At 47.3% G+C, this 22,282-nt stretch carries 15 protein-coding genes and 1 riboswitch; of the genes, 7 read left to right on the forward strand and 8 right to left on the reverse strand.

Features of this window, described 5'->3' with window-relative positions:
* Positions 1 to 7: 7 nt before the first annotated feature.
* Positions 8 to 1,546: a hypothetical protein gene (locus DHAF_RS08075; protein WP_015943548.1), complete on the reverse strand. Its 1,539-nt coding sequence runs from the start codon at positions 1,544 to 1,546 to the stop codon at positions 8 to 10.
* A gap of 86 nt (positions 1,547 to 1,632) precedes the next feature.
* Positions 1,633 to 1,765, reverse strand: a riboswitch (molybdenum cofactor riboswitch).
* Between the two features lie 470 nt (positions 1,766 to 2,235).
* On the opposite strand from DHAF_RS08075, the gene DHAF_RS08080 reads away from it, so the two are divergent.
* The gene (locus tag DHAF_RS08080) at positions 2,236 to 2,811 is read left to right on the forward strand and encodes a uracil-DNA glycosylase (protein WP_015943549.1); all 576 of its coding nucleotides are present in this window, start codon (positions 2,236 to 2,238) and stop codon (positions 2,809 to 2,811) included.
* A 10-nt stretch (positions 2,812 to 2,821) separates the two neighbouring features.
* Here DHAF_RS08080 and DHAF_RS08085 read toward each other — a convergent pair whose 3' ends face one another.
* The 4 genes from DHAF_RS08085 to DHAF_RS08100 all read right to left on the reverse strand — a co-directional run bounded on the left by DHAF_RS08085 (position 2,822) and on the right by DHAF_RS08100 (position 8,393).
* The gene (locus DHAF_RS08085; RefSeq protein ID WP_015943550.1) at positions 2,822 to 3,751 is read right to left on the reverse strand and encodes an alpha/beta hydrolase family protein; all 930 of its coding nucleotides are present in this window, start codon (positions 3,749 to 3,751) and stop codon (positions 2,822 to 2,824) included.
* Positions 3,752 to 3,767: 16 nt separating this feature from the next.
* Positions 3,768 to 4,874 carry a helix-turn-helix domain-containing protein gene (locus DHAF_RS08090; RefSeq protein ID WP_015943551.1) on the reverse strand — a complete coding sequence of 369 codons (1,107 nt, stop codon included), beginning with the start codon at positions 4,872 to 4,874 and terminating at the stop codon, positions 3,768 to 3,770.
* A 214-nt stretch (positions 4,875 to 5,088) separates the two neighbouring features.
* Complete coding sequence (locus DHAF_RS08095) at positions 5,089 to 7,764, reverse strand: PEP/pyruvate-binding domain-containing protein (protein ID WP_015943552.1); 2,676 nt, start codon at positions 7,762 to 7,764, stop codon at positions 5,089 to 5,091.
* 11 nt (positions 7,765 to 7,775) lie between these two features.
* Positions 7,776 to 8,393, reverse strand: coding sequence for a TetR/AcrR family transcriptional regulator (locus DHAF_RS08100; protein WP_015943553.1), 618 nt, complete (start codon positions 8,391 to 8,393; stop codon positions 7,776 to 7,778).
* Positions 8,394 to 8,932: 539 nt separating this feature from the next.
* Between DHAF_RS08100 and DHAF_RS08105 the strand changes: the two genes are divergently transcribed.
* The gene (locus DHAF_RS08105; protein WP_015943554.1) at positions 8,933 to 10,507 is read left to right on the forward strand and encodes an FAD-dependent oxidoreductase; all 1,575 of its coding nucleotides are present in this window, start codon (positions 8,933 to 8,935) and stop codon (positions 10,505 to 10,507) included.
* A 169-nt stretch (positions 10,508 to 10,676) separates the two neighbouring features.
* Here the strand turns inward: DHAF_RS08105 and DHAF_RS08110 are convergent, their stop codons facing one another.
* The 3 genes from DHAF_RS08110 to DHAF_RS08120 are packed head-to-tail and all read right to left on the reverse strand — an operon-like array spanning position 10,677 to position 14,590.
* The gene (locus DHAF_RS08110; protein WP_015943555.1) at positions 10,677 to 11,918 is read right to left on the reverse strand and encodes a PucR family transcriptional regulator; all 1,242 of its coding nucleotides are present in this window, start codon (positions 11,916 to 11,918) and stop codon (positions 10,677 to 10,679) included.
* Positions 11,905 to 12,510: a 4Fe-4S dicluster domain-containing protein gene (locus DHAF_RS08115; protein ID WP_015943556.1), complete on the reverse strand. Its 606-nt coding sequence runs from the start codon at positions 12,508 to 12,510 to the stop codon at positions 11,905 to 11,907. Before DHAF_RS08115 ends, DHAF_RS08110 begins: the two co-directional genes overlap by 14 nt.
* 4 nt (positions 12,511 to 12,514) lie before the next feature.
* On the reverse strand, positions 12,515 to 14,590 hold the full coding sequence (locus DHAF_RS08120) for a molybdopterin-dependent oxidoreductase (RefSeq protein ID WP_015943557.1): 2,076 nt from the start codon (positions 14,588 to 14,590) through the stop codon (positions 12,515 to 12,517).
* Between the two features lie 307 nt (positions 14,591 to 14,897).
* Between DHAF_RS08120 and DHAF_RS08130 the strand changes: the two genes are divergently transcribed.
* The 5 genes from DHAF_RS08130 (at position 14,898) to DHAF_RS08150 (ending at position 22,260) form a co-directional block, all read left to right on the forward strand.
* Positions 14,898 to 17,267, forward strand: coding sequence for a molybdopterin-dependent oxidoreductase (locus DHAF_RS08130; protein ID WP_015943558.1), 2,370 nt, complete (start codon positions 14,898 to 14,900; stop codon positions 17,265 to 17,267).
* A 13-nt stretch (positions 17,268 to 17,280) separates the two neighbouring features.
* Positions 17,281 to 17,901 carry a sulfate reduction electron transfer complex DsrMKJOP subunit DsrO gene (dsrO, locus tag DHAF_RS08135; RefSeq protein WP_015943559.1) on the forward strand — a complete coding sequence of 207 codons (621 nt, stop codon included), beginning with the start codon at positions 17,281 to 17,283 and terminating at the stop codon, positions 17,899 to 17,901.
* Between the two features lie 17 nt (positions 17,902 to 17,918).
* The gene (gene nrfD / locus DHAF_RS08140) at positions 17,919 to 19,124 is read left to right on the forward strand and encodes an NrfD/PsrC family molybdoenzyme membrane anchor subunit (RefSeq protein ID WP_018305044.1); all 1,206 of its coding nucleotides are present in this window, start codon (positions 17,919 to 17,921) and stop codon (positions 19,122 to 19,124) included.
* 41 nt (positions 19,125 to 19,165) lie between these two features.
* Complete coding sequence (locus DHAF_RS08145; RefSeq protein ID WP_015943561.1) at positions 19,166 to 19,855, forward strand: TorD/DmsD family molecular chaperone; 690 nt, start codon at positions 19,166 to 19,168, stop codon at positions 19,853 to 19,855.
* A gap of 200 nt (positions 19,856 to 20,055) precedes the next feature.
* On the forward strand, positions 20,056 to 22,260 hold the full coding sequence (locus tag DHAF_RS08150) for a molybdopterin-dependent oxidoreductase (RefSeq protein WP_015943562.1): 2,205 nt from the start codon (positions 20,056 to 20,058) through the stop codon (positions 22,258 to 22,260).
* The last annotated feature ends 22 nt before the right edge of the window (positions 22,261 to 22,282 follow it).

Consider the following 22,282-nt stretch of genomic DNA (forward strand, 5'->3'; position numbering starts at 1 on the left):
AAATCCACTAATGAGCCGCTAATCGCTTATTTAATTCTTCAGCTATTTCAAATTCGACTAAATCCATATTTGTTTTACCAATATAACCGGCCGGAATATCATTGGCTCTTACGAAATCGACGGTTTTATAATAGGTTTTGTGACTCATATAGCTTGAATAGAAGAGAACAAAATCCACCTCTCCATAACTTCTCAGTTCAATCTTGTCATTAAAGCCATCTGCCGTAAGGATGGTGGGGAATTTAGCCTCCAAACGTTTCCGCCAACTTGGGGTCCCGCCGATGATTAAGAGCTTCTTGTTGGCGATAAACCTCGATAGATCCAAGGAGGTATCTGTAGGTGAATAGTCGTTTTTAAGATCGATGAAAAACTCCCGAAGCTGAAAAAGTTCCTCTCTATTTTTCATTTCCGCATCCAGGTTTATTTTAAGTCTATCGATCTCCTTATTTAACTCATTGATTTGTGCTTCATAAAATCTGCTTTGCTCTGATAAGGCATTTTTCAGTTTAAGCTCATGCGTTTCAATCTCGCTTTTCAGTTGGTGCGCCTGGATTTCAACAGTGTCCTTTGCCAATGATGCAGTATCCAGCTTTTCCTTAAGAGCTTTTAATTCGGAATAGAGGGCATCTTCATCACTATAAGTAAGATAAAGCTCCCTCGCTCTTAAGTATTCATTAAGCAGCATTTTCATAATATATCCGGCACCGAAGGATTGCACAACTTGAGTTTCATCAAATTCCGCTTTTCCTGTTGTTTTTATAAAGGCCAGCATAACTTTATCCAAATCATCCTGGTTAACCTTGGGTGCAATGAAATCAAGATCTAATTTGTCGATGATCAGGAGATTGCGCAAACAACTTACCATAGTTTTTAAATCTTTATGGTTACTATAAAGAATATCTGAAGAGTTTTTTATTGTTCCAAGTTCATCCTTGACGATCTGTTTTACCTGGGCTAATCGGGTTTCTCTTTTTAATTCATTTTGAATATCCGTATTGATAGGGTTAATGTTAATAAACAAACTCGCCGCATTAAAGGCATTTTCGACTACTTGCAGGTTGATTATATTTTCATTTAATTGTTTCATAGTGTAAAAAAATAAAACAATCAGGGTTTCTGTTACCTTGAGGTTTTTGCTGGTGTCTTCTATGGCTGATAATTTCTTTCTAAATCCATCGTAATTATTATTTTGAGCGTAAACATAGATATCTTTGTAATGCTTCTTGATCAGCCGTAAGATCTTCACTTTGATCAGCTCGGACTGTTCAGCGCTTAGCAAAATACCTAAAGTTTTTTTAGCATAAATTTCTTGTTCCAGGTCGCCGCTGCTCAGCAAAACATGATTATATCCTGAAAATTCTTTAGTGCTTTCAAAAAACATTAATTTGTTCTGATTATAGATTGCAGCTACATCTTTTCGCATTTCCTTATTTAAAGACAATCCGACAGAAACAATGGCCATGAAATATTCTTCAGCATCATTGAGGTTTATATCATAGTTCTCCGCAAAAAATTCCATGACTTGTTTCATTTTTATACTTGCCAATGAAATTCACCACCTAACAGTTTTAAAATTTAAAAAAATAATGGCTCCGCCAATAGAAAGCGGAGCCATAACTGATTTCATACACAGTTGGCTTTAATCCACCTCCTTTTCAAACGTGAAGGCATACCCGTTTCCAAGTATACCCCGAGGGCCTGGGCCCTGTCCGGTGTCCATAGAATTGCTCTTTAGGTTCATTCCGGCTCGGAGATCTTTTTCAGTTTTTAATCTAAATTTACTGTCACAACCAGCACGATTGACTGGTATCCGATTAGCTCGGGAACATGCAGCTTAATGGTGATGTTTGTTTTATTTGCTTGTGTTAGTGTTGGTGAGAGGATGAAGTTTGTGAACGTCGCTATTGAACTGACATAAACATGATTTACATTCTTCCAATGATATTATACTGCATAACGTTTATATTTATCAATGGTTTTGTTTGGTTTTGGGAGAAAACGGTTTATTTTTTCCTAATAACACCATGCATCGATGCAAGCTGACGAAGCAAATTTCATGCGTAATGGGTGGCAAAAGTGCAGGGAAGGAAATGGGTATGGGTAATGAGTGATAGGTAATATGTAATGGGTGGTAATGCGATCATGAAATATATCGCAAATTATGGACAATATAACCATTAAAGCGATAGCTAAATAGTTGGTCCTAATAATCCCAGCAGGGTTAGGAGAGTTAATATGGATTCGTGTTTTGAACCGGTGATTTGGCCGGAAGATAAATTGCCCAAAGAAGCCGTCGCTTATAGGGAATGTGAAGTCTGCACGGAAAAAGCGCGGATCATTTGGGGAGAGGGTAATCCCAAGGCGCCTGTTGTTATAATTTTAGATAATCCAGGCGCCCGTGAAGACAAAGATGGCCATGAATATGTCTGCGGCACAAGGCAAACGTTGCAGACAGCTTTGCATCAAGCTGATTTGGCGCCGGATGACATTTATATAACGTATCTTTTAAAATGCCGGCCCCTTCGCCGATACAATAAAGAAGAAGCCAGGACCTTCAGTAAACCCTTTCTGATCCAACAAATAAAAACCATACAGCCGCAATTGCTGGTTTGTCTGGGAGATACCGTTGTTCAGGCGATGTTTGATGACCAGGAGGCCCACGTAAAGAATCTGAGAGGATCATGGCATGTTATACTGGGATACCCCTGCATCGTCTCCTACCATCCCTTGGCAGTAAGGAGGCGGCCTAATCTGGCACGTCAGTTTAGAGAGGATTGGGATATGCTGAGGCAGCGCTTATTAGATTGTTGAAGATGCGAAATCAATCATACCTTGCTATCCACTCTGCGATATCCGCTAAAACCTCTGCAGACACTTTTTGGGGGACTTTGTACTCTTTTTTGAAATCCTTGACCCTGCCGTAAACCGACTTCATAAACAGGTGGTTCAGTCCGGGGTAGAGCTTGAAAGAGACATTGGGCTTACCGATGCAGATTTGCTGATAGAGAGCGAAATCCTTTTCTGCGGTGACTTGAAAATCCTTGTCGCCCTGCAAAATCAGAACGGGCTTTTCCGTCCTGGCAAGGTAATCGGCAGCTGGATGGGCGTCCATCTCCTTGAAATACCATGCGTAGGTTTTGCCAAAAACCTTCACCTGCTTGGCTTCTTCTTCACTCATGCCGGCGATGGCGGTGAATTTGGCTTTGAGCTTTGCGATTTGCTTATTGGCGATCCAGTGCAGCAACTTTGGCAGTTGGCCCAGCATATCCTCGTTTTGACTCAATAAAATGTCGCTAAAAAGGCGCGGTGAGCCTGCGCAGATGATCATGCCCGCGAAATCGCCGCCCTCCGCGTCAATACGCGGCGCGAGCATCCCGCCGAGGCTGTGACCCAAAATATATACCTGGTCAGGGTCAATTCTGTCATCATTTTTAAGCAGTTTGGCGGCGAGGATGGCGTCCTCGATGGTCTCGCTTTTCACAGTTACAGCGCTGGGGCCTGCTTTCAGCAGCTGTTTTCCGTAAACCTTTGTGCGCTTGTCATAGCGAAGTACGGCGATTCCTTTATTTGACAGCCCTTCGGCAATATCGCGGAACGGCTTATTGGCGCCGATGCTTTCATCCCTATCCGCAGGGCCGGAGCCGTGCACCAGAACCACAGCCGGAACTCTTGCCGAACAATGATCCGGCAAGGACAAAATTCCCTGCAAAGGGTATGGTGTTCCTTCGCCAATGATTATTTTTTCATCCATGTCCATAACCTCCATGTTACCTGCCTATAAATCTCTCCATTTTTTGGACGAGCCGCCGGTAGCCAGGGTCATCCTGCAGCGAAGCGAAGGCTGGATTCATCAGTACATCCCGCAGCATGCTTTCCTTGATCACCTGCTCACTACGGGGGGCGGCTGCACCGCAATCCTTCAGCCACGGGTCAATCAGATCAAAGAAGGCATCCCCATGGAGCTCGAAGGGAAAGAATCCTCCCACACAGGTATCCACATAGTTGCCAAGCAGTTCAATAGCTTTGGCGTGGGAATTGTTCGCACAATACATACGGGCGCCCAGTGCGTAAAGCAGGATGACATTGTTGGGGTTCAGCTGTTTCATATTAAAAATTTGTGCCAGATCTGAGGCCCTCAAAAAGGCTTCTTCCGCTTTTTCAAAATGGTCCGTAGCCATTTGCAGGACGTTCAGCAGCCCTTGAAAGGCCACCATTACATACTGATATAGCTCTGTCTGCAAGGTTTCTTTGGCTTTGCCGATGTTGCCCATAACCTGATAGGCTTGTGCGATTAACATACCCTCCGGCAGCATGGGGCGGATTCCTTCCCCAAGTAAATCCAGAACCTGCTGTGGCCTTTGCAGAGCCAGAGAGCAAAGGGCCTGATATGAAACCGCTTCTTTGGCCAGCTGAACATCGCCGCTTTCTGCCTGAATCCGCTCACATAGCGTCACGGTTTCGTTCAGGAGGGCCTCTTGGCGCTCCTGTGTTCCCGCCAGCATGAAGTGATTTGTGTACAGCTTGACCAGTTGCACAAGGAGCGGGAAACAGGAGTAATATTTTTTGATGAGGGCAGCACACTCCGCGATCACATCTTCAAAAGGCCGACTAGCAAAATCGGCGGCTAACCGGGTGTAGAGCTTGGCGATGTCCGAGCGCTCCATTTGCGGAGAATAGCTCATCAACTCGTCGATGCTGATGTTAAAATAGGCAGCAAGCAGTGGGAGGAATGTGATGTCGGGATAGCTTTGCCCTGTTTCCCACTTAGAAACAGATGCTTTGGAAACACCGATATAGGCTGCAAGTTCATCCTGGGTGATTCCTTTTTCCCTGCGTTTGGCCACAAGGACCGACGCCAGATTGATTTCTTTCATCAATGTCACCTCCACTTATAGTATAAAGTTTACAAAGTCAACCTTAAAGCAACTTGTAGTTGACTTTTCAGGGAAAAATCAACTACAGGGAAACAGTATACTATTTTAAAACACAGTTCTCCATGTAGGATGAACTGTGTTTTAAAATAGTATACTGGGATTCAAAAATACAATGTATCAAGGAAAATAGTTAGGTGCTCATGGATCATCACTGCTATGACTCGGGATAGACGGCACCTTTTTTACCATCCACCGTGATGGTTTGTCCATCCCTGAAGATTTTGGTGGCGTTCCTCACCCCCAGCACCGCAGGTATGCCGTATTCCCTGGCGACGATTGCTCCATGGCTCAGGAGGCCGCCATGTTCAGTGACTACCGCGCTGGCGATAGAGAACAAGGGAGTCCAGGCCGGATCGGTATTTTCCGCAACCAGGATATCTCCGGCCTGAAATCGTGAGAAATCGGCGGGAGAACAAATGATTTTGACCTGGCCGTGCACCTGCCCCGGACTCCCGGCCACACCTTGAAGAGCTGATTCCTGCCCGCTGTTTGCTGAGGGGACAGAAGATGCTTGCCTGGCTGTTGCTGCATCCCCGCTTAATTTAGGCCAGCCCTTAAATAAGGATGGCAGATCATCAAGGGCAACCCGGGGGGCCGATTTCCTTCTGTTGATCTTCTCATAGCCCTGGCTCCAGGTCAGCTGGTGGGACAGCAATCCTTCGATCTCTGCCAAGGTCAAATAGTAGATATCCCGCGGGTCAAGCAAATATCCTTGTGCTGTAAGCCTTTCCCCAAGGGTGACCACAGCTTTTTTGATTAAGGAGAAGGGCATGGTGACGTAAAAATGGCGGTTGTCTCGCAGAAGCATATAGGACTGGGTGGATTTAAGCAGTTTAGCAAAGATTGCTCTCTGTACAAAGTTCAGTTTGCTGCGGACCAAGACTTCAGTTTCTTCCCGTTCTTGTTGCTTTTGCTGCTCCCTTTCTTCCGGATTAATCCGTTTGTCGGCGGTAAGGCTGCCTTTCACCATGGCTAATACGATCCCCGGGTTCTCCCACCAGAAGTCTTCGGCGATATCCATGTTGACATTGAGATGCCCATAGTCCCCCAGAAAATCAGTCAATTGGGCTTGAAAAGCTTTCCCCTCTGCAGAATCAGCCAACCTGCTTAAAAATTCGGGAATAGTGCTCTGTGCCAATAATTCCCGCAAATAGGGCGATGAGGCAATGGTCTCAGTCAACTCCCATAGTTTGTTGTTGGTCCGGACGGTCAGATTATCGGGCAGGCCTGAGACCAGCTTGGAGCTTAAGGTCAAATCCTTGTCTCCCAGCCACTTTTTCATGAAACCGGTCAGCATGTTGTAGAGAGCCTCGGTCACCGATAAGCTGGGCAGCTGAAGCTGAAAGAACTGTTTGGCCAGCTCCAGGTTGTTTTTTATATAATCCAGAAGTTCCGGCGTAGTCAGACCAGTGACATCGGTCTTTTTATACTTGTCTATCTTATCCAGATAACCGGGCAGCATGGCATAAAAGTCTTTGGCCAAAGATTTGATAAGTTTGTTCCCGGCTTTTATGGACCCGATGGTGAGGGTAAGCTCCTGGAACCAGGCCCGCTTGGGTGCGAACTGCTGCCAATCCGGGACAGCAGCATAGGGCTCAAGCATTTTCAGCGGTTGAAGGGACTTGAGGCTGGTAAAGTTGAGATATAAGTAACCATAAATATTGGCAGCAAATAGGGGGGAGGGAAGCTCCTTCTTGCTGATTGAGCGGTAAGCATACAGCCCGCCTTCGGTGTCACAGGGTTCGAGAATGGACCAGCCCAGGACCGAAGAGGGTTTATTGTAGCGCTCCTTGACTCCGCCGAGATTTGTCCACTCAAGCTCCGGATCAAAGTTGAAGAATTCACTCTCACCTATAGACTCATCAACTTGAACTGGGGCTTTATCCAGGGTAGTGATCGGGCGCGCTTGCAGAATGTAATAGCGGTTGCCTGTTTTTGCCCATTCAATATCCTGAGGGAGCTGGTAATGTTCCTCTATGCGTTTAATCAGCTCCGTAAGCTCCAGAATATCCTTTTGGCTCAAAGAACTCCTTTGCCGCTGAGCCTCGGCAACCTCAGCAAAAAGTGTACCCGATCCGTGCAAAGGGCGCACTGCCATTTTCTCTTTGTCGGCGATGACGTAACGGATGAGCGGGTCATTTTGTTTATTAATCACATAGTGGTCCGGGGTTACCTTGCCCGAAACGATACCTTCCCCAAGCCCCCAGACCGATTCGATGACCATCTCATTTTCCTTGGCATTCATGGGATTGACACTAAAGGCCACTCCGGAAACTTCCGAGTCCACCATCTGCTGTACAACGACAGCCAAATAAACCTGACGCTGGTCAAAGCCGTTATTGATGCGGTAATGAATGGCCCTCTCCGTCCAAAGGGAAGCCCAGCACTGCTTAATATGATTGAGCAGCTCAGACCGGGGGATATTGAGATAGGATTCCTGCTGCCCGGCAAAGGAGGCCTCAGGCAGGTCTTCCGCTGTGGCCGAGGAACGGACCGCAGCCAGAGAGCCGTGACCGATTATTTGGGTAAAGGCCTGAACAATCTCCTGCTCCAATTCTTCCGGGAGGGGAGTTTCCAGAATGCGTTGGGAAATCTCCTGGGCAAGGAGAGTAATATCCTCATTCTTCATAGTCGAGGGCTCGGCAAACTGAGCCAAGAGCTCAGCTAAGCCCGCCCGGCTCACAAATTGGCGGTAAGCCCCGGCGGTGATGCAATAGCCCGGTGGAACGGGCAGTCCGGCCCGAGTCATTTCACCTAAGCTAGCCCCCTTGCCGCCGACTTCCTGAATGCTGTTGATATCGATTTGCCCGAATTCTTTAATAAACATCATGGGTTGCTCCCTTACTTTGGTGTGCAGTTTTCTAAGCCAAGACCTTTGCTGTGATAAGTATAAAGGGTATCGATCATTTCTTCCGGGGATGTCTCAAGCTGAAAAACATTCCAGTAACGGACGCTCTGGTAGGTGCCGTAAATAAAGCTTACCGCAGCCAGTTCCGTATTTTGAGGATTGAATTCCCCATTTTCAACAGCCTCATCAAGTATGGCCTTAAACCAGCGGGCGAACTTTTGCAGGGAATCATCACGCTTGATTTTGAGATTGCTCATGGTTCGGTTGGCAAGAAAAAACTGTGCTTCGGTACGGTCGGGCAGAGCAGACAATACGATGGTTTCGATTACTTTCCGGATGATTTCCTCAAGATTTGCGGCACCAGCGACAGCCCGTTCCAAGTGCTGGAGAGATTGATTGTTGATGCGGGAGTATACTTCCTCATAAATGTCTTCTTTGCTGGGGAAATAAAAGTACATTGACCCCACAGATACCTCCGCTGCCTGGCAAATGTCCTGAATCGAGGTGTTCTCAAAGCCCTTTAGTGCAAATAATTTTAAAGCGGTATCGAGAATATGATGTTTCTTGGCATCCTTTTTCTCTTGAACATGTTTGGGGGTTTTATATGCCATTTGATCAGCTCCAAGCGTAGAATAATATTCTATACTTCAAAGATAGCACTTTTTTAGGATTAGGTAAAGGGTAAAAATATCCCGCAGCACGGCGGCCAGGCTGATGAAAACCTACCGGGAATACGGTCCCCAACTCGCCTCTCCCATGGGGAAGACAGTTCAAATGTTGCAGCGCTGCATCATTTGAGCTGCATGCAGTAAAGATACAAAATTCTTGCCGCCCCTGGCAAAAGGTCTATTCTTTGTATTTATCTGAAAAAATATCTATTAAAATTTATAATTCACTAATATACAACAATATTTCCATACTAAAATGTCAAACACTTTAAAACACTGAGAAATAATTAAAAGAAAAGAAAAATAAAGTGAAAATTTGTTTCTTGACGCTTGATTCTTAAAGAATTACTATGCAAATGTGAGATATCATTTCGCTATCTGAACTTTCTCAACACCCTTGACAGCAGTGGCAGGCCTGAGATTGTGAAAGGGATATCTATCTCGTTTGTGTGGAAAGTGTAAGGAAAAGGAAGGGATTGAAAATGTCTGACACCAAGAAAGAAAGGGAGAACAAGAGATTTTCCAGGAGAGATTTTATCAGAAACACCGGACTTTTGGCCGGAAGTGCCGCCCTTGGAGCCACCTTCTTGACGGGTTGCAACTCTGAGCCCGCCTCGGCCGGCAATAATGGCACCGCTTTGCAATCCTGGGATCATGAGACAGATGTGGTCGTTATCGGTTTCGGTGCAGGGGGAGCAGCTACCGCCATCACTGCGGCCGATGCAGGTGCTAAGGTCCTTCTGATTGAAAAGGCAGCCAAAGGCGAGGAAGGGGGAAATACCAAGTATTCCGGCCAAGGTATCATGGGCACGGACAATGCCGATGAGCTGTTTAAGTATGTGAAAGCCATGAGCGGCTTGTTCACCCACACCATTTCCGATGAGATCATTCGGGCTTTCGCCGATGGAGCTAAGGAAAATCGTGAGTGGCTGATCAGCCTTGGGGCAAATGCTGATGTACTCGATGAAGGAATGGGCGGATCAGGCAAGCCGTGGATTTGGAATGAATACCCGGAATTGCCCGGCAGCGACCATTGCATCTGCTGGCTGGTCAGCGGCAAAAATTTCGACGGTGCCTTCTATCAACTGCTCCATGATAATGTGGAAAAGCGGGCTGACAAGATCGAGGTCTGGTATGATTCACCCGGCTCTCATTTGATTCAGGACCCTGAGACCAGGGCAATCCTGGGCGTGCAGGTTGTTAAAAGCGGCAAAGTCCTTAATGTACGGGCAAACAATGGTGTGGTGCTGGCGTGCGGCGGTTTTGAGAATAATGAAGAGATGCTGGCCAACTTTACTCAGCAACCCTACTTTTACCCTTATGGAGCTCTCTATAATACTGGGGATGGGATAAAAATGGCCCAGGAGGTTAAAGCCAAGCTTTGGCATATGAGCAACTGCGCCGGCTGGTTGTGGGGATTCATGCCCCCCGATGCCAAGCGCTGCAAAACGGTAACACCCCAGAAAGGCATCATGGTCGGACCCAATGCCAGACGTTTTATGAATGAAGCTCAGACCAACCGCCACGGCAGGATCAACTTTGGCGGACGTTGGGTGAACATGCCGGTTCCCCTGCCTACCTGGTATATTGTGGACAGCACCCAGGTTGCCGCCAACAAACTGGTCAGTTCATTCAGTGCCGGCAATGCAGAAGAAATTGCCAAAGGCTGGATTATCAAGGCCGACACGGTGGAAGAGCTGGCCAAGGCCTGTGAACTGGATGCCAAAACCCTTCAAGAGACCTTGGATGAATGGAATGCCAGCTGCACCCAAGGAGCCGATGCACTGTTCGGCCGCAGCGGAGCCTCACTGCTTCCGGTGGCCACCGCTCCTTATTATGCTATGAAGCTGGGTCCCACCATGTATAATACTCAGGGCGGACCGGAAAGAAACAGCAAAGCAGAAGTCCTTGATCTGGATGGAAACCCCATCCCACACCTGTATAGCTGCGGTGAGTGCGGTGCCATGTGGCCCGATATGTACAATGGCGGAGGCAATTTAGGTGAAGCGGCCGTCTTTGGCAGGATTGCCGGCAAAAACATAGCAGCCCTTCAATAACCATCCGTTATCTTCAAGACCTGCCCGCCTTATCAAACAATGGTTTGGATATATTGCAGATACTTGATGCAGGAACTCGTGAAAAGGATGATATGGGAACCTATCCTGATCAAAACCAGATCCTTATAAGGAATAAAGATCTGGTTTTCAATATTAATGATTGGTTATATTAATCATCTTTCCCCAAGTTTAATACCTGTAAGGCAATATAGACATTGACCATATGATCAACCCGGCGCAGGTCGAAGCCTGTTACTTGTTCGATTTTTTTAATGCGGTTGCGCAGGGTATTTTCATGAACGTAGAGAGCTTTAGAACATTCGGCAATCTGACATTTATACTCGATAAATACCCTGAGGCTGTCCAGCAATCCTGTATTTTCAGCCTGGTCGTATTCAAGCAGAGGACCGAGAACCCGTTGGCTGAATTCCTCCAGCTCCCTGGCCGGCTGGGTAAAGATAAATTTAAGAAACCCCATCTCTTCAAAGTAGCAAACGCTTTTATGATCAAAGACTTTTCCTAATTCCCAGGCGACCTTGGCTTCCTGATAGCTTTTATATAAATCAGTGATGGAAGGGACTCCTGAGCCTATTCCTATACCGATGGAGGAACGGTCTTTTCCGTGGTCAGCGAGCCGATCGAGAAAGCTGTTAATAAAATTATTCAAGGCAGTCTTAAGCTTTACCTTTTTTAACCCGTTAATATTGAGGATAATCACCAATTGCAGGTTGATATAAGCGCTAATCGGTGAGGAGTGGTTAAATAAGCGGGGCAATATTTCCCGGGCCGTTTTGAAATCTCGATCCGGCAAGTCAATAACCAGGGCAAGCAGGGAGCCTTGTAAATTCCACCCCCAGGATTTTGCTTTTTCATGGATGGCTGCTTTCGAATCATAATTGTTGTAAAGGATATCGCGAATGAAATCGTCCCGGTATTGTTCTTGCCTTAAGCTGACTTCACTGCTGTTTTTCAGGCAGAGCAGCAAGGGCATGGAGGCCTCGAAGATAGTTTCCTTGTCTTCTGCAGACAGGGATTTTGGCTTTAGTGAATCGGCAAGGGGGTAGGTTTCCAGAACAAAAATATAGCCCAAGCAATAGTCTCCGGCCAGCAAGGGCAAATAAACAAAGGGGAAAACCTGACCATTTAAAGTAAGCTGACCATGATGCAAACTATGTTCAGAGCGGTTTAGAAAATCCGCTTCATCGAGTTTTACAGGGGGAACATATAAGAACTCATCTAAATCAAGATTGAGATGATGGGGATCATGGAAGACCAGGACGCGGTGGACTGAATTGGTAAGCAGCACCGGCCGGTTAAGGATTTGAGATAAGCGCCAGATTAAATGAGGCAACCCTTTACCTTGAGCAAGATCTTGAATGAGCTGATAGAATAGTCCGTCAGGATGAGTCATTATTGCCACCTTCCTTCATCATAGTATGGTTGGGGAGCTGTAAGCCGACTTGCTTCCCTATTTTGAGCGGGTGGTAGCGGGCAGCCGGCCGGGTAACCTGAATCCGGGGGATTCCGGGGAGGATCTTAAGCAAAAGGTGCTCATGATGCTCCGAGGGATCAAAGAGCTTTAAAGCTTCCACTGGACAGGCCGCTATACAGAAAGGCTCCTCACCTTCTTCCAATTTAGCAAAGCATAAATCGCATTTGATGACTTTGCCGGTATCAGGGAGGAGTACGGGAGCTTCGAAAGGACAGCTGCGTATACAAGTGCCGCAGCCCTTGCATTTTCCTTCGTCAAATACGACAATGCCGTCTCGCCGCTTGCGGTAGGCGTGATTAGGGCATAAACGAAAACATTCAGGATTGAGACAATGATTGCAGGATGAAGAAAGATAGTATTTGAGGAGATGCCCGTCCATGGCCAATTCAATGGCAGTTACTTTGCGCAGAGTAATACCTGGCGGCAGGTTATGGTTGACAGAGCATGCCGTCTGACAGGAACGGCATCCGAGACAACGGTTTGGATCGAAAACAAAACCTTTTTGCTTCATTTTGCTACCCCATCTTGACCAAATTGACGAAACAATTGTTATAAGCAATGCCAGGGCTTCCTGAGAAGATTTGTCCCAGATCGGTACTCTCAAAACTAAGCAGGGTATTGATTAGTGTGTTATGGATATCTTCTGTCCCCATATAAGTGAGCACGATATCAGGTGGGAGGCTGAGGGAGAAGGAAACGGGCAATTCCAGTTCACCCATTTCATTATATACTTTCGCCAGATCCCCTTCCGCCAGGTTCTTTTGCTTGCCGGTATCAGGATGAATGAGGAGTAAAGGGAGGTTTTCCAAACGCCGCAATAAATCGATAGTGTAAAACTGAGAGTTTAGAGTGATGGGGGAGCGGGAAACCATTAAACGGAATGGATAAGAACGTGATGAGACAGGCTGGTCAACAGGAATGGGCAGGGGAGGGGTTTGATGGAAGGCGGCTGTAAAGGAGTAAAATTCATAGAGTCCGGAGGCCGTAGGAAATTGACGATCCTGCCAGGGGACAGCCGGCAGGTTCACTCGGGCAGGGTTATGGGCCAGTTCGCGGTAGTCGGTGATGCCCAGAAAATCATTGAGTGAAGTAAATTCCTGGGTCAGCCATGTCCGGGGATCTCCGTGCAAGGGAAAAGAGCTTAAACCCGGCTTGAGCTGATGAAGCACGGAGGCCAGCCCGTGCATTATGGCAAAATCCGACTTGCTTTCTCCTAAAGGGGGAATGGCTTGCTGATTAATCGCCGCACCATAATGCCAAAATGATATCACCACATCTTCAAATTCAAAAGGAGAAGAAACAGGCAGTACATAATCAGCCATCTGGGCGGTGGCCGAGAGAGTTTGCTCAGCGACAACCACAGTATCAATCGTTTTCAAGGCCTGGATAAGTTGTGCCGGGTCGGGGTCCTGGGCCACCGGGTTGCGTCCGGCAACCCACAGGAATTTTAAAGGCGGATCAAGGGTATCCAAATGCGTATACCAATCGGTCCCCAGAATCCGATGGCCGGTGTTACCTTCATTGTTTTCAGATAAACCCTGCCTTATTCCGTAAGGCAAACGAAGCTGACCGTACTTACCGGCATGGAGTAACTGTTCATAGGAAGTATAATGCACATTGCCGCCGGAAATACCGATGTTGCCGGTTAAGGCGGCCAGGCAGTCAATGATTCTGGCGTTTTGTCCGCCGGAGGGACCCCGTTGAATGCCAGGGCCCAACCTGATCGTAGCGGGTTTGATGGTACCATACAAACGTGCCAACTCGTACAGTTCGGCGAGGGGAATACCCGTAGAAGATGAAACCTGGTTGAGATCGACGGTTTCCAAATAATCACGGTATTCAGGCCAGCCAAAGGTGAAGTTATCTAAAAATTCATGGTCGATGAGATTTTCCTCAACCAGGATCTTGGCAAGCCCCAAAGCCAGATCGCCATCTGCTCCCGGGCGTATCCGATAATAAATATCACTGCGGGCAGCGGTAGAGGTGAAGATGGGATCGATCACAACAACGATGGCTCCTTGGTCCTGAGCCTCAAAAATATAACGCATCTGGTGGATGGCCGTCCAGGCCGGATTCGCCCCCCAAATGAGAATGAGCCGGGAGTTCTTCATATCTTCAGGAAGGGGTTTTTTTAGAGCACCATAATTCAGAATAAAAGCGTCGGTTCCGGCAGATACACAGGGGTTGCCCATAAGGGCGGTGATCGGACCCAAGGAACTGAAAAAACCTTCTACACTCTGGCTTAAAAGACCGGTAGTTCCCAAGAATTTATTCATACTGACCGGCAATAGACTGCCATACTCTTGTGCTATGCCCACCAGTTTGTTCCCGATTTCCAGGAAAGCCTGTTCCCAGGAAATCCTCTGCCAATTTCCACTCCCTTTTCCTTGCTGTTTAAGGGGATAAAGAACCCGGTCGGGAGAGTAGACCAGCTCTTTCAGTGCATAGCCCTTGGCGCAGATTTTCCCCCGGGTATAAGGATCCCGGGGATCACCTTTTATGCCGATAATCCGGCTGTCGGCGACATCGGTCAGGAGGCGGCATGAGGCGGGACAATCGGCAGTGCAGACATTGCAGTAGGTCTGAGCCATCTTATTGATACCTCCATTTATTGGGGGAAGATATTAAAAATTCACCTCATTTTATCAGAATTTGCCGGCGAATTCACCCTTTCAGGAACCAAGAAAGTGATAATGTGGTTTATCACAATCCAGATACTTTTAAAATGTCATTTTCCACACAGGTTGTAATGAGGGGGGAATTAACAAGGGAGCTACTGTGTTTTTTACAAATAAAAGAGGCAATTCATGGATTTTCCTACAGAAGAGAAAGAAAGTATAAAAACGAAATAGCTTTAGCGAAAGTTTTAATACTTAATACCAAAAAGAAAGGAAAATCATGATGAACATTTCGAGACGTAACTTCATTAAGGGTGGTGTGGCTGGAACAGCAACACTGGGATTGTCCGGCAGCTTGCTCTTTGCCGACAGATGGTTGCGCCCCGCCACCGCGGCAAGCGATTCTGAAGAAAGGATAGCCTATACGTATCACCCCCCGGGCTGTGGTGGCCGCTGTGCGTATAAATGCACAGTGCGGGACGGTAAGCTGGTAAAGATTGAACCGAATGATTGGCCGGATCACCGGTATTCCGTGCTCTGCACAAGAGGGCTGAGCGAACTGCAGCGGGTGTACAGCCCTGACCGTCTCCAAACTCCTTTGAAAAGAGTAGGGGAAAGGGGGGAAGGCAAATTTGTTCCGATCTCCTGGGATGAGGCGATTACAACGGTTGCGGACAAATTTAAAGAATTGCACAGCCAATATGGCGGCAAATCCATTTTGAAGATGATTTCGGCAAATCAGGAATATACGATGCCCCTTTTGTCATCCTTGTTAGGAATTCCCGTTGCCCTGGAAACGTCCATCGATACCGGAATTGCCAGCGGGGTTGAAGAAGTAACCGGGGATGCTCCTTTTGGTTATGCCATGCATGAGATTACAGACTGGGTCAATGCCAAGACCATCATCCTGATCGCCTGCAATATTCTTGAAACGACAGTCGCCGACTCCCAATTCTTTTTTGACGCTCAGGAGGCAGGTGCCAAAATTATTGTCATCGACCCCAACTACAGTACGACGGCGACGAAAGCCGACCAATGGATTCCGATCAGACCAGGTTCCGACCCGGCTCTGCTCTTAGGGATGATTAACCACATCCTTGCCAATGACTGGTATAATCACGACTTCATGCAGAAGAATACCTCCGCGCCCTTTTTAATCAGAGAGGATAATCAGCACTTGCTCCGGCAAAATGACTCTGCCGACGGGCCTGCCCAGAATCCGTTTATGGTATGGGACGCACTCAGCAATTCGGCGCAGCCTTATAACGCTACTGGAGTTCAGCCTGAATTAGAAGGAGAATTCACGGTCAACGGGGTAAAGGTCAAAACCGTCATGTCGGCATTAAAGGAACAAATGAAGCACTATACGCCGGCCTGGGCCGCTGAGATGACAGAAATACCGGAACAGATCATCATCGACTTAACCCGGCAATATGCTCAGGGCGGCCCGGGCTATCTGGGCTGGGGGTTTGGCGGAGCGGAGAAGATTTCCAACAGCGATATCTTTGGGCATGCCGCAGCCATCCTCGGTTCGCTGACCGGTAATTTCGGGCGGGTCGGGGGAGGCGTGGGCAATGCGCTGTTTCATAAGTACAATTGGGGCTTGGTTACAAAACTTGGCGCCTGGTCTTTGCCGCCTCAGTTTAAGATCCCGCCCATGGAAATCCCTACGACCCTTATGGGGACTCAGCCGAATTCTGTCAAAGCCGTTCTCAACCTTGGCAACAGCTTCCAGCAGCATTTTGCTAATTTTCATCATGCTGAGGCATGGTTAAAGCAATTGGAATTTGTGGTTACGGTGGACATATTTGACAATGCCAGTGTCGCCTACTCCGATATTGTCCTTCCCATCGGCAGCTGTTTTGAGAGCAACTATGAGATCACCCGCTTCCAAGTGAACAGAAACCATGCTCTTCTTTCTGAAAAAGTCATTGAACCCCTCTTTGAAAGCAAAAGCGATTTTGAGATCGAAAAACTATTGGCCGCCCGATTTGGACTTGAAGAATACATGCCCAAAACTCCGGAGGATTATATACGAGCCCAGTTGAATTCCCCCGATCCTTTTTTGAAGGGAATCACAGTGGAAGCCCTTAAAGCCAATAAGTTCATTATGCGTTTGAATTGCCCGACGGAACCTTGCATAGGCCACTTGGATCAGAAGTACAAGACGCCATCCGGGAAACTGGAGATCTATAATGAAGCCATGATCGAGTTCGCGCAAGCTTTACCGGCCTATGAAGAACCGGTGGAATTGAGTTCGGAGTTAAAGCAAAAGTATCCGCTGCAATTTGCTCAGTACCGTTCCCGGTTCCATGTTCATTCCCAGTTCATGAGAGTTTCCTGGATTCGGCAGTTTTGCCCCGAACCAAGGCTGGAGCTCAACCCCCTTGACGCCAAGAGCAGAGGATTGGCCAATGGGGATCTGGTTGAGGTGTTCAATGACCGGGGCAAACTGAAGGCCCGCTGCAAGTTTATGGACTCCCTCCGACCCGGGTCGGTCAGGATGGAAGAAGGCTGGTGGTCGAAAGATATGCCTGAGGGAGATATCAACTATTTAACCAATGACACTTTTAATCCCCGTGGATTTAAGCGGAAATACGGTCCGATCCTTCCTTTTTATGACACTTTGGTTGAAGTGAAGAAAGCTTAAGGGGTGAAGAAAGATGTCCAAGAAATTAGGAATGGTGATTGATTTAAAGCGTTGTACAGGATGCACCACGTGCGCCAATGCGTGCAAGATGCAGAATAATGTCCCCATGGGCATGTTATGGAACCGTGTGCTCACGGAAGGCGGGGAAGAGTATGATACGGCCGCAGGGGTCTACCCCCATGTGCAAAGGCGTTTCCTGCCGGTTGCCTGCCAGCATTGCGAAAATGCCGCCTGTGTTAAGGTCTGCCCGGTAGGTGCTACCTATAAAGATGAGTCGGGCAGGGTAGTGATTAATTACGACAGATGCATTGGCTGCCGCTTCTGCATGGCCGCCTGCCCCTATAATGCCCGGGTATTTAACTGGGAGGAACCGGTGCGTGATCCTGGCTTTAACTATGGGGATAAAGATGTGCCCCTTCGCAAAGTGGGTGTCGTGGAAAAATGCTCAATGTGCAAGGAGCGCACCGACACTGACTTAGAACCGATGTGTGTAAAGTGTTGCCCGGCCAAAGCCCGGAAATTCGGTGATTTGAATGATCCGGATAGTGAAGTTTCCCGCTTGATTCGGGAGAGGCATGGCGAGCAGCTTTTAGCGGAAAAAGGGACGAAGCCGCAAGTATATTATTTGGATTAGAAGGAAGGTATCGTTGGATGGATAAGAAGGGAAACCTAACTATGGGAAGGGTAGTGTTGGGGCTGTTAACTCTAATGGGCATAGGAGCCTGGGCTTTCCAGCTGGTCAATGGACTTGGGGTAACAGGAATGAATAATGTCGTTACCTGGGGATCCTATATCGCCATGTTCATGCTCTTTGTGGGTCTTTCCGCCGGGGGGCTGATTGTATCTTCTTCGGCGACGGTATTCAATATCCCGTCCTTTAAAGTTGTAGCGAAGCCTGCAGTCATTCTTTCTACGGTCTGTATTATGATCGCCGGGATATTCATTATTGTGGATATTGGCAGCCCGTGGCGGATTTGCAATTTAATCCTGCATCCTCAATTTCGTTCGCCTTTGATGTGGGATGTGGTGGTCATTACCTTGTACCTGGCGTTGAATCTGGTCTACCTCTATTTCATGAGCCGATCGGAGCCCGATGAAAGGAAGTTAAAGATTATTTCCAGAATCGCCCTGCCGACGGCAGTCTTGGTCCACTCCGTCACAGCTTGGATTTTTGGTTTGCAGATAGCCCGCGCAGGCTGGCACAGTGCTCTGATGGCACCTCTATTCGTTGCCTCGGCCTTGGATTCAGGACTGGCGTTATTGATTATCGCCTTGTTGGCCTTGAACAGATTGAAACTATTTGCAGTGGAGAAAAAACTGATTGGGACTTTAGCCGGCCTTCTCGTTACCTGTGTTGCCGTTGATGCTTTTTTCGTCTTCTCAGAAGTTCTGACGATGCTTTATCCGGGAGAAGAGTCGACCATGGCTGTATTAAGGGAAATGACCGGCGGGTTTGCTGCTCCGTTTTTCTGGGGGGAAATCATCCTTGGCTTTATCCTGCCCTTTATGATTCTGGTATTTAAGAAGAACAGAGAGAATACGAATTATGTTATTTTTGCTTCGGCAATCGTGATTTTAGGAGTATTTTGCAAACGCTTCTGGTTGCTGTTTTCCTCGTTTATCCATCCTAATGTTCAAGGGGCTCCCGGTGTTACCTATGGAAAATTTACTGAAAACATTGGAGATATGTGGTCCCTTCATGGCAGTTATGCGCCAACCTGGGTTGAATTGGCCATCATCATCGGCATGCTGTCCATGGGTGCCTTGCTCTTCTCGTACCTCAGCAGCCGGTTTCTTTTAGGAAGAGCCGACTTCATACCAACGGTGAAGCAAGGACAAGCAGCGGAGAACAAATAACCTGCTGAAGGGAAAATGGTCAGAAAGGAGGTGGGATGGTCATGATGTATTCCTGGACTGAGGTTTGGAAGTTGCGAACCGAGCTGTATAAGTTTCTGGGCAATTGCTTGTTGGAGCCCCTCGCGGCATCAACGGCAAACACCTTGGACGGAGAAATACGGGAAAACTTCCCTTTAGAGCCGGCTAACCGGCAGATGGAGTCCGGGCTGGAGCAGCTAAGAAAATGTACGGCAGATCTTAAGACTATACCGCCAAATGAAGCCCGGCAAGAAGTTATGGTGGAGTACACCATCCTCTTTTTGGGGCCTGGCCGGCCTAAAGCCCCGCCGTGGGAGTCCGTGTATCGGACGGAAGGGCAGCTGCTGTTTTCAAGAGCAACGTATGAAGTCAGGAAAATCCTTGCGGACAACGGCTTGGAAATGGTAGAGAAAAACCACCAGCCTGAAGATCATATTGGGATTGAATTGCTTGCATTAGCTCTTATGAGTGAGAATGTGCAGGATGTACAGGAACGGAAGGAGCAAAAGACGAGGATTGGCCGGCAGGCCTCCTTTATAGATGAACACTTGCTTTCCTGGATTCCCGGCCTTGCCCAGGATGCGAAACAACATGGCAGCCTAGGCTACTATGGGGGATTGATCGAACTGATTTGGGGAATTCTCCTCTGGGATCGTGAACTCTTGCAGGAGTTTTTGACTCAGGACGAGGACTTAGCTGACATTTTAGTATAGGCATCTGAATTAATGGGGCATAGAGCGGAGCAATGGTTTCGCTCTATGCCCCGATCTCAAGTCATTCAAGGGATAATGTGTATTTTCACAACGGATCTCCCCGATATTTGGAGTTAGCAACATAGGCTATTGTTAAGAAAATAACGAATTAATGAGTCGAATAAAGATCAAAGTTGTTTTGTTAAAAAGGAGGTACTTAAATGACTGATGCAAAGGGTAGCAAAGGATTTAGCCGCCGCAGTTTCTTAAAGGGTTCAACAGCTTTGGGTTTAAGTATGGGGTTATTTGGCCTGACAGCATGTACGGACAAAAATTCAGGCAGCAAAAGTGTAATAGGTGTTCAGACCGGAGAAAAAACCTTCACCACTCATACCTGCCCCCGCAATTGCTATGATACCTGTTCTTTGATTGGGGAGAAGGTTGATGGGCGGATCGTCAGGATTGTCGGCGACCCTAAGAATCCCATAACCGCAGGGACGCCTTGTGTCAAGGGGCAAACCCACATCAATGTGCTTTACCATCCTGATCGTATTTTACATCCCCTTAAGCGTGTCGGTAAAAAAGGGGAAGGAAAATGGGAAAAGATTACCTGGGATGAAGCCTATGCTACGATCGTCCAAAAACTTAAGGAAGCCATCGACCAATACGGTTCAGAATCGATCATGCCCTATAATTTTTCGGGGACCATCGGGTTTGTTCATCAGCATGGTGTTCCCTGGCGGTTTTTCAATAAGATCGGAGCGACCAATATTACCAGAACGGTATGCAATACCGGTGGCAAGGCGGCGCTGCCCTACACTTATGGCGATTTCTCATCCATCGATCCGGAAACCTTTGCGAAAACAAAGTGTTATGTTACCTGGGGAACCAATGAATCCTATACCAATGTCCATTCTGTGAAATTCATTCAACAAGCGCGGGATAATGGGGCCAAACTCATTGTGGTTAATCCCCATCGCCATCCCCTGGCCTCACAAGCGGATTTATTTATTCAGCTTAAACCGGGAACCGATGCCGCCTTTGCCCTGGGCGTCCAACATATTATCATCAATGAGAACCTTTATGACAAGGACTTTGTCGAAAACTACACGATGGGCTTCGAGGAGCTTAAAAAACAAGTCCAGAACTATCCGCCCAGTAAGGTGGCTCAATTATGTGAAGTTACCGAAGAAGAAATAAGGGAATTTGTGAAGATGTATACCCAGGCTAAGCCCTCGATCATTAGAATGGGCTTTGGTTTTGAAAGACGGACCCATGGCGGGGGGATGGTCAGAGCTATTTCATTTCTCCCCGCCTTGATGGGAGTTGTCGGTGTCGAAGGTGGGGGATTCAGCTATGTTAACTACAATCACTATCCTTTTGACAACAGTTATACGAAACGACCGGATTTAGCCCCCCGCAAGATGCGGACCATTAATATGAATGAATTAGGCAAGGCGATTGCCGGAGAGCTTCCCACCACGAAGGAGAATCCGGTGAAAGTATTGATCTGCTTCGGCGGCAATCCGATTCCTTCGGCTCCCAATGTGAACTTGATCAAGAAAGGATTGGCGAGAGAAGATTTATTCACAGTGGTTCACGAAGTATTTATGACGGATACGGCGGACTATGCCGATATTATCCTCCCCGCTGCTCATTTTATTGAATTTGAAGATGTCATTGCCGATTATCTCGGTTGGTATGTCCGCTACAGCGAACAAGGGCTGGAGCCCATGGGAGAATCCAAATCCAATGTGCAGTTGTTTAATGAGCTGGCCAAACAAATGGGGTTCACTGATGAATGTTTCAATGAAACATCCACCGATATCATTAAGAAGGGGATTCTGAATAAGCCCATCTTTAAAGACATCACTTATGAGAATCTGAGGAGAAATCACTGGATCAAGGTGGATTTCGGAAATGTTTTCAGTGACCACAAATTTAATACGCCCTCGGGGAAAATCGAATTTTATTCTGAGAATATCACCAAAGCAGGACTGCATCCGGTGGCGGAGTATCTGCCGGAAGAAGAGAGTCAGGACGGTTCTCCGGACTTATTTGCAAAATACACCATTAACCTCCTGACCCCGGCTTCACCCCAATTGCTGAGCTCACAATGGCATAATGTCCCCTATATCCAGGAAAACCTGGGTGAGCCCTTTGTCACCATTAATGCCAAGGACGCAGAGGACAGGGGAATTAAAGATGGAGATTATTGTCTGATTCAAAATGACAGGGGGCAGGTCAAGCTGAAAGCAAAGGTCAGCAATAGTGCAGTTAAAGCAGGCGTGGCGGTGAGCTTCAAGAGCTATTGGAACAAGTATACAGACGGGAATACGATCAATAGCTTAGCTCCCGACGCGATTGGTGATTTAGACGGAATCTCCACCTATAATACAAATTTAGTGCAAATCACGAAAGCTTGATTGATGTGAAAGGAGTCCTGAA

It is taken from the genome of Desulfitobacterium hafniense DCB-2, from assembly GCF_000021925.1.
Taxonomy (GTDB): domain Bacteria; phylum Bacillota; class Desulfitobacteriia; order Desulfitobacteriales; family Desulfitobacteriaceae; genus Desulfitobacterium; species Desulfitobacterium hafniense.

Bases quoted from the DNA above. Each gene is read 5' to 3' on its own strand.
- DHAF_RS08080 (WP_015943549.1), top strand. From the start codon at position 2,236: ATGGATTCGTGTTTTGAACCGGTGATTTGGCCGGAAGATAAATTGCCC.
- DHAF_RS08085 (WP_015943550.1), bottom strand. From the start codon at position 3,751: ATGGATGAAAAAATAATCATTGGCGAAGGAACACCATACCCTTTGCAG.
- DHAF_RS08090 (WP_015943551.1), bottom strand. From the start codon at position 4,874: ATGAAAGAAATCAATCTGGCGTCGGTCCTTGTGGCCAAACGCAGGGAA.
- DHAF_RS08095 (WP_015943552.1), bottom strand. From the start codon at position 7,764: ATGATGTTTATTAAAGAATTCGGGCAAATCGATATCAACAGCATTCAG.
- DHAF_RS08100 (WP_015943553.1), bottom strand. From the start codon at position 8,393: ATGGCATATAAAACCCCCAAACATGTTCAAGAGAAAAAGGATGCCAAG.
- DHAF_RS08105 (WP_015943554.1), top strand. From the start codon at position 8,933: ATGTCTGACACCAAGAAAGAAAGGGAGAACAAGAGATTTTCCAGGAGA.
- DHAF_RS08110 (WP_015943555.1), bottom strand. From the start codon at position 11,918: ATGACTCATCCTGACGGACTATTCTATCAGCTCATTCAAGATCTTGCT.
- DHAF_RS08115 (WP_015943556.1), bottom strand. From the start codon at position 12,510: ATGAAGCAAAAAGGTTTTGTTTTCGATCCAAACCGTTGTCTCGGATGC.
- DHAF_RS08120 (WP_015943557.1), bottom strand. From the start codon at position 14,590: ATGGCTCAGACCTACTGCAATGTCTGCACTGCCGATTGTCCCGCCTCA.
- DHAF_RS08130 (WP_015943558.1), top strand. From the start codon at position 14,898: ATGATGAACATTTCGAGACGTAACTTCATTAAGGGTGGTGTGGCTGGA.
- dsrO (WP_015943559.1), top strand. From the start codon at position 17,281: ATGTCCAAGAAATTAGGAATGGTGATTGATTTAAAGCGTTGTACAGGA.
- nrfD (WP_018305044.1), top strand. From the start codon at position 17,919: ATGGATAAGAAGGGAAACCTAACTATGGGAAGGGTAGTGTTGGGGCTG.
- DHAF_RS08145 (WP_015943561.1), top strand. From the start codon at position 19,166: ATGATGTATTCCTGGACTGAGGTTTGGAAGTTGCGAACCGAGCTGTAT.
- DHAF_RS08150 (WP_015943562.1), top strand. From the start codon at position 20,056: ATGACTGATGCAAAGGGTAGCAAAGGATTTAGCCGCCGCAGTTTCTTA.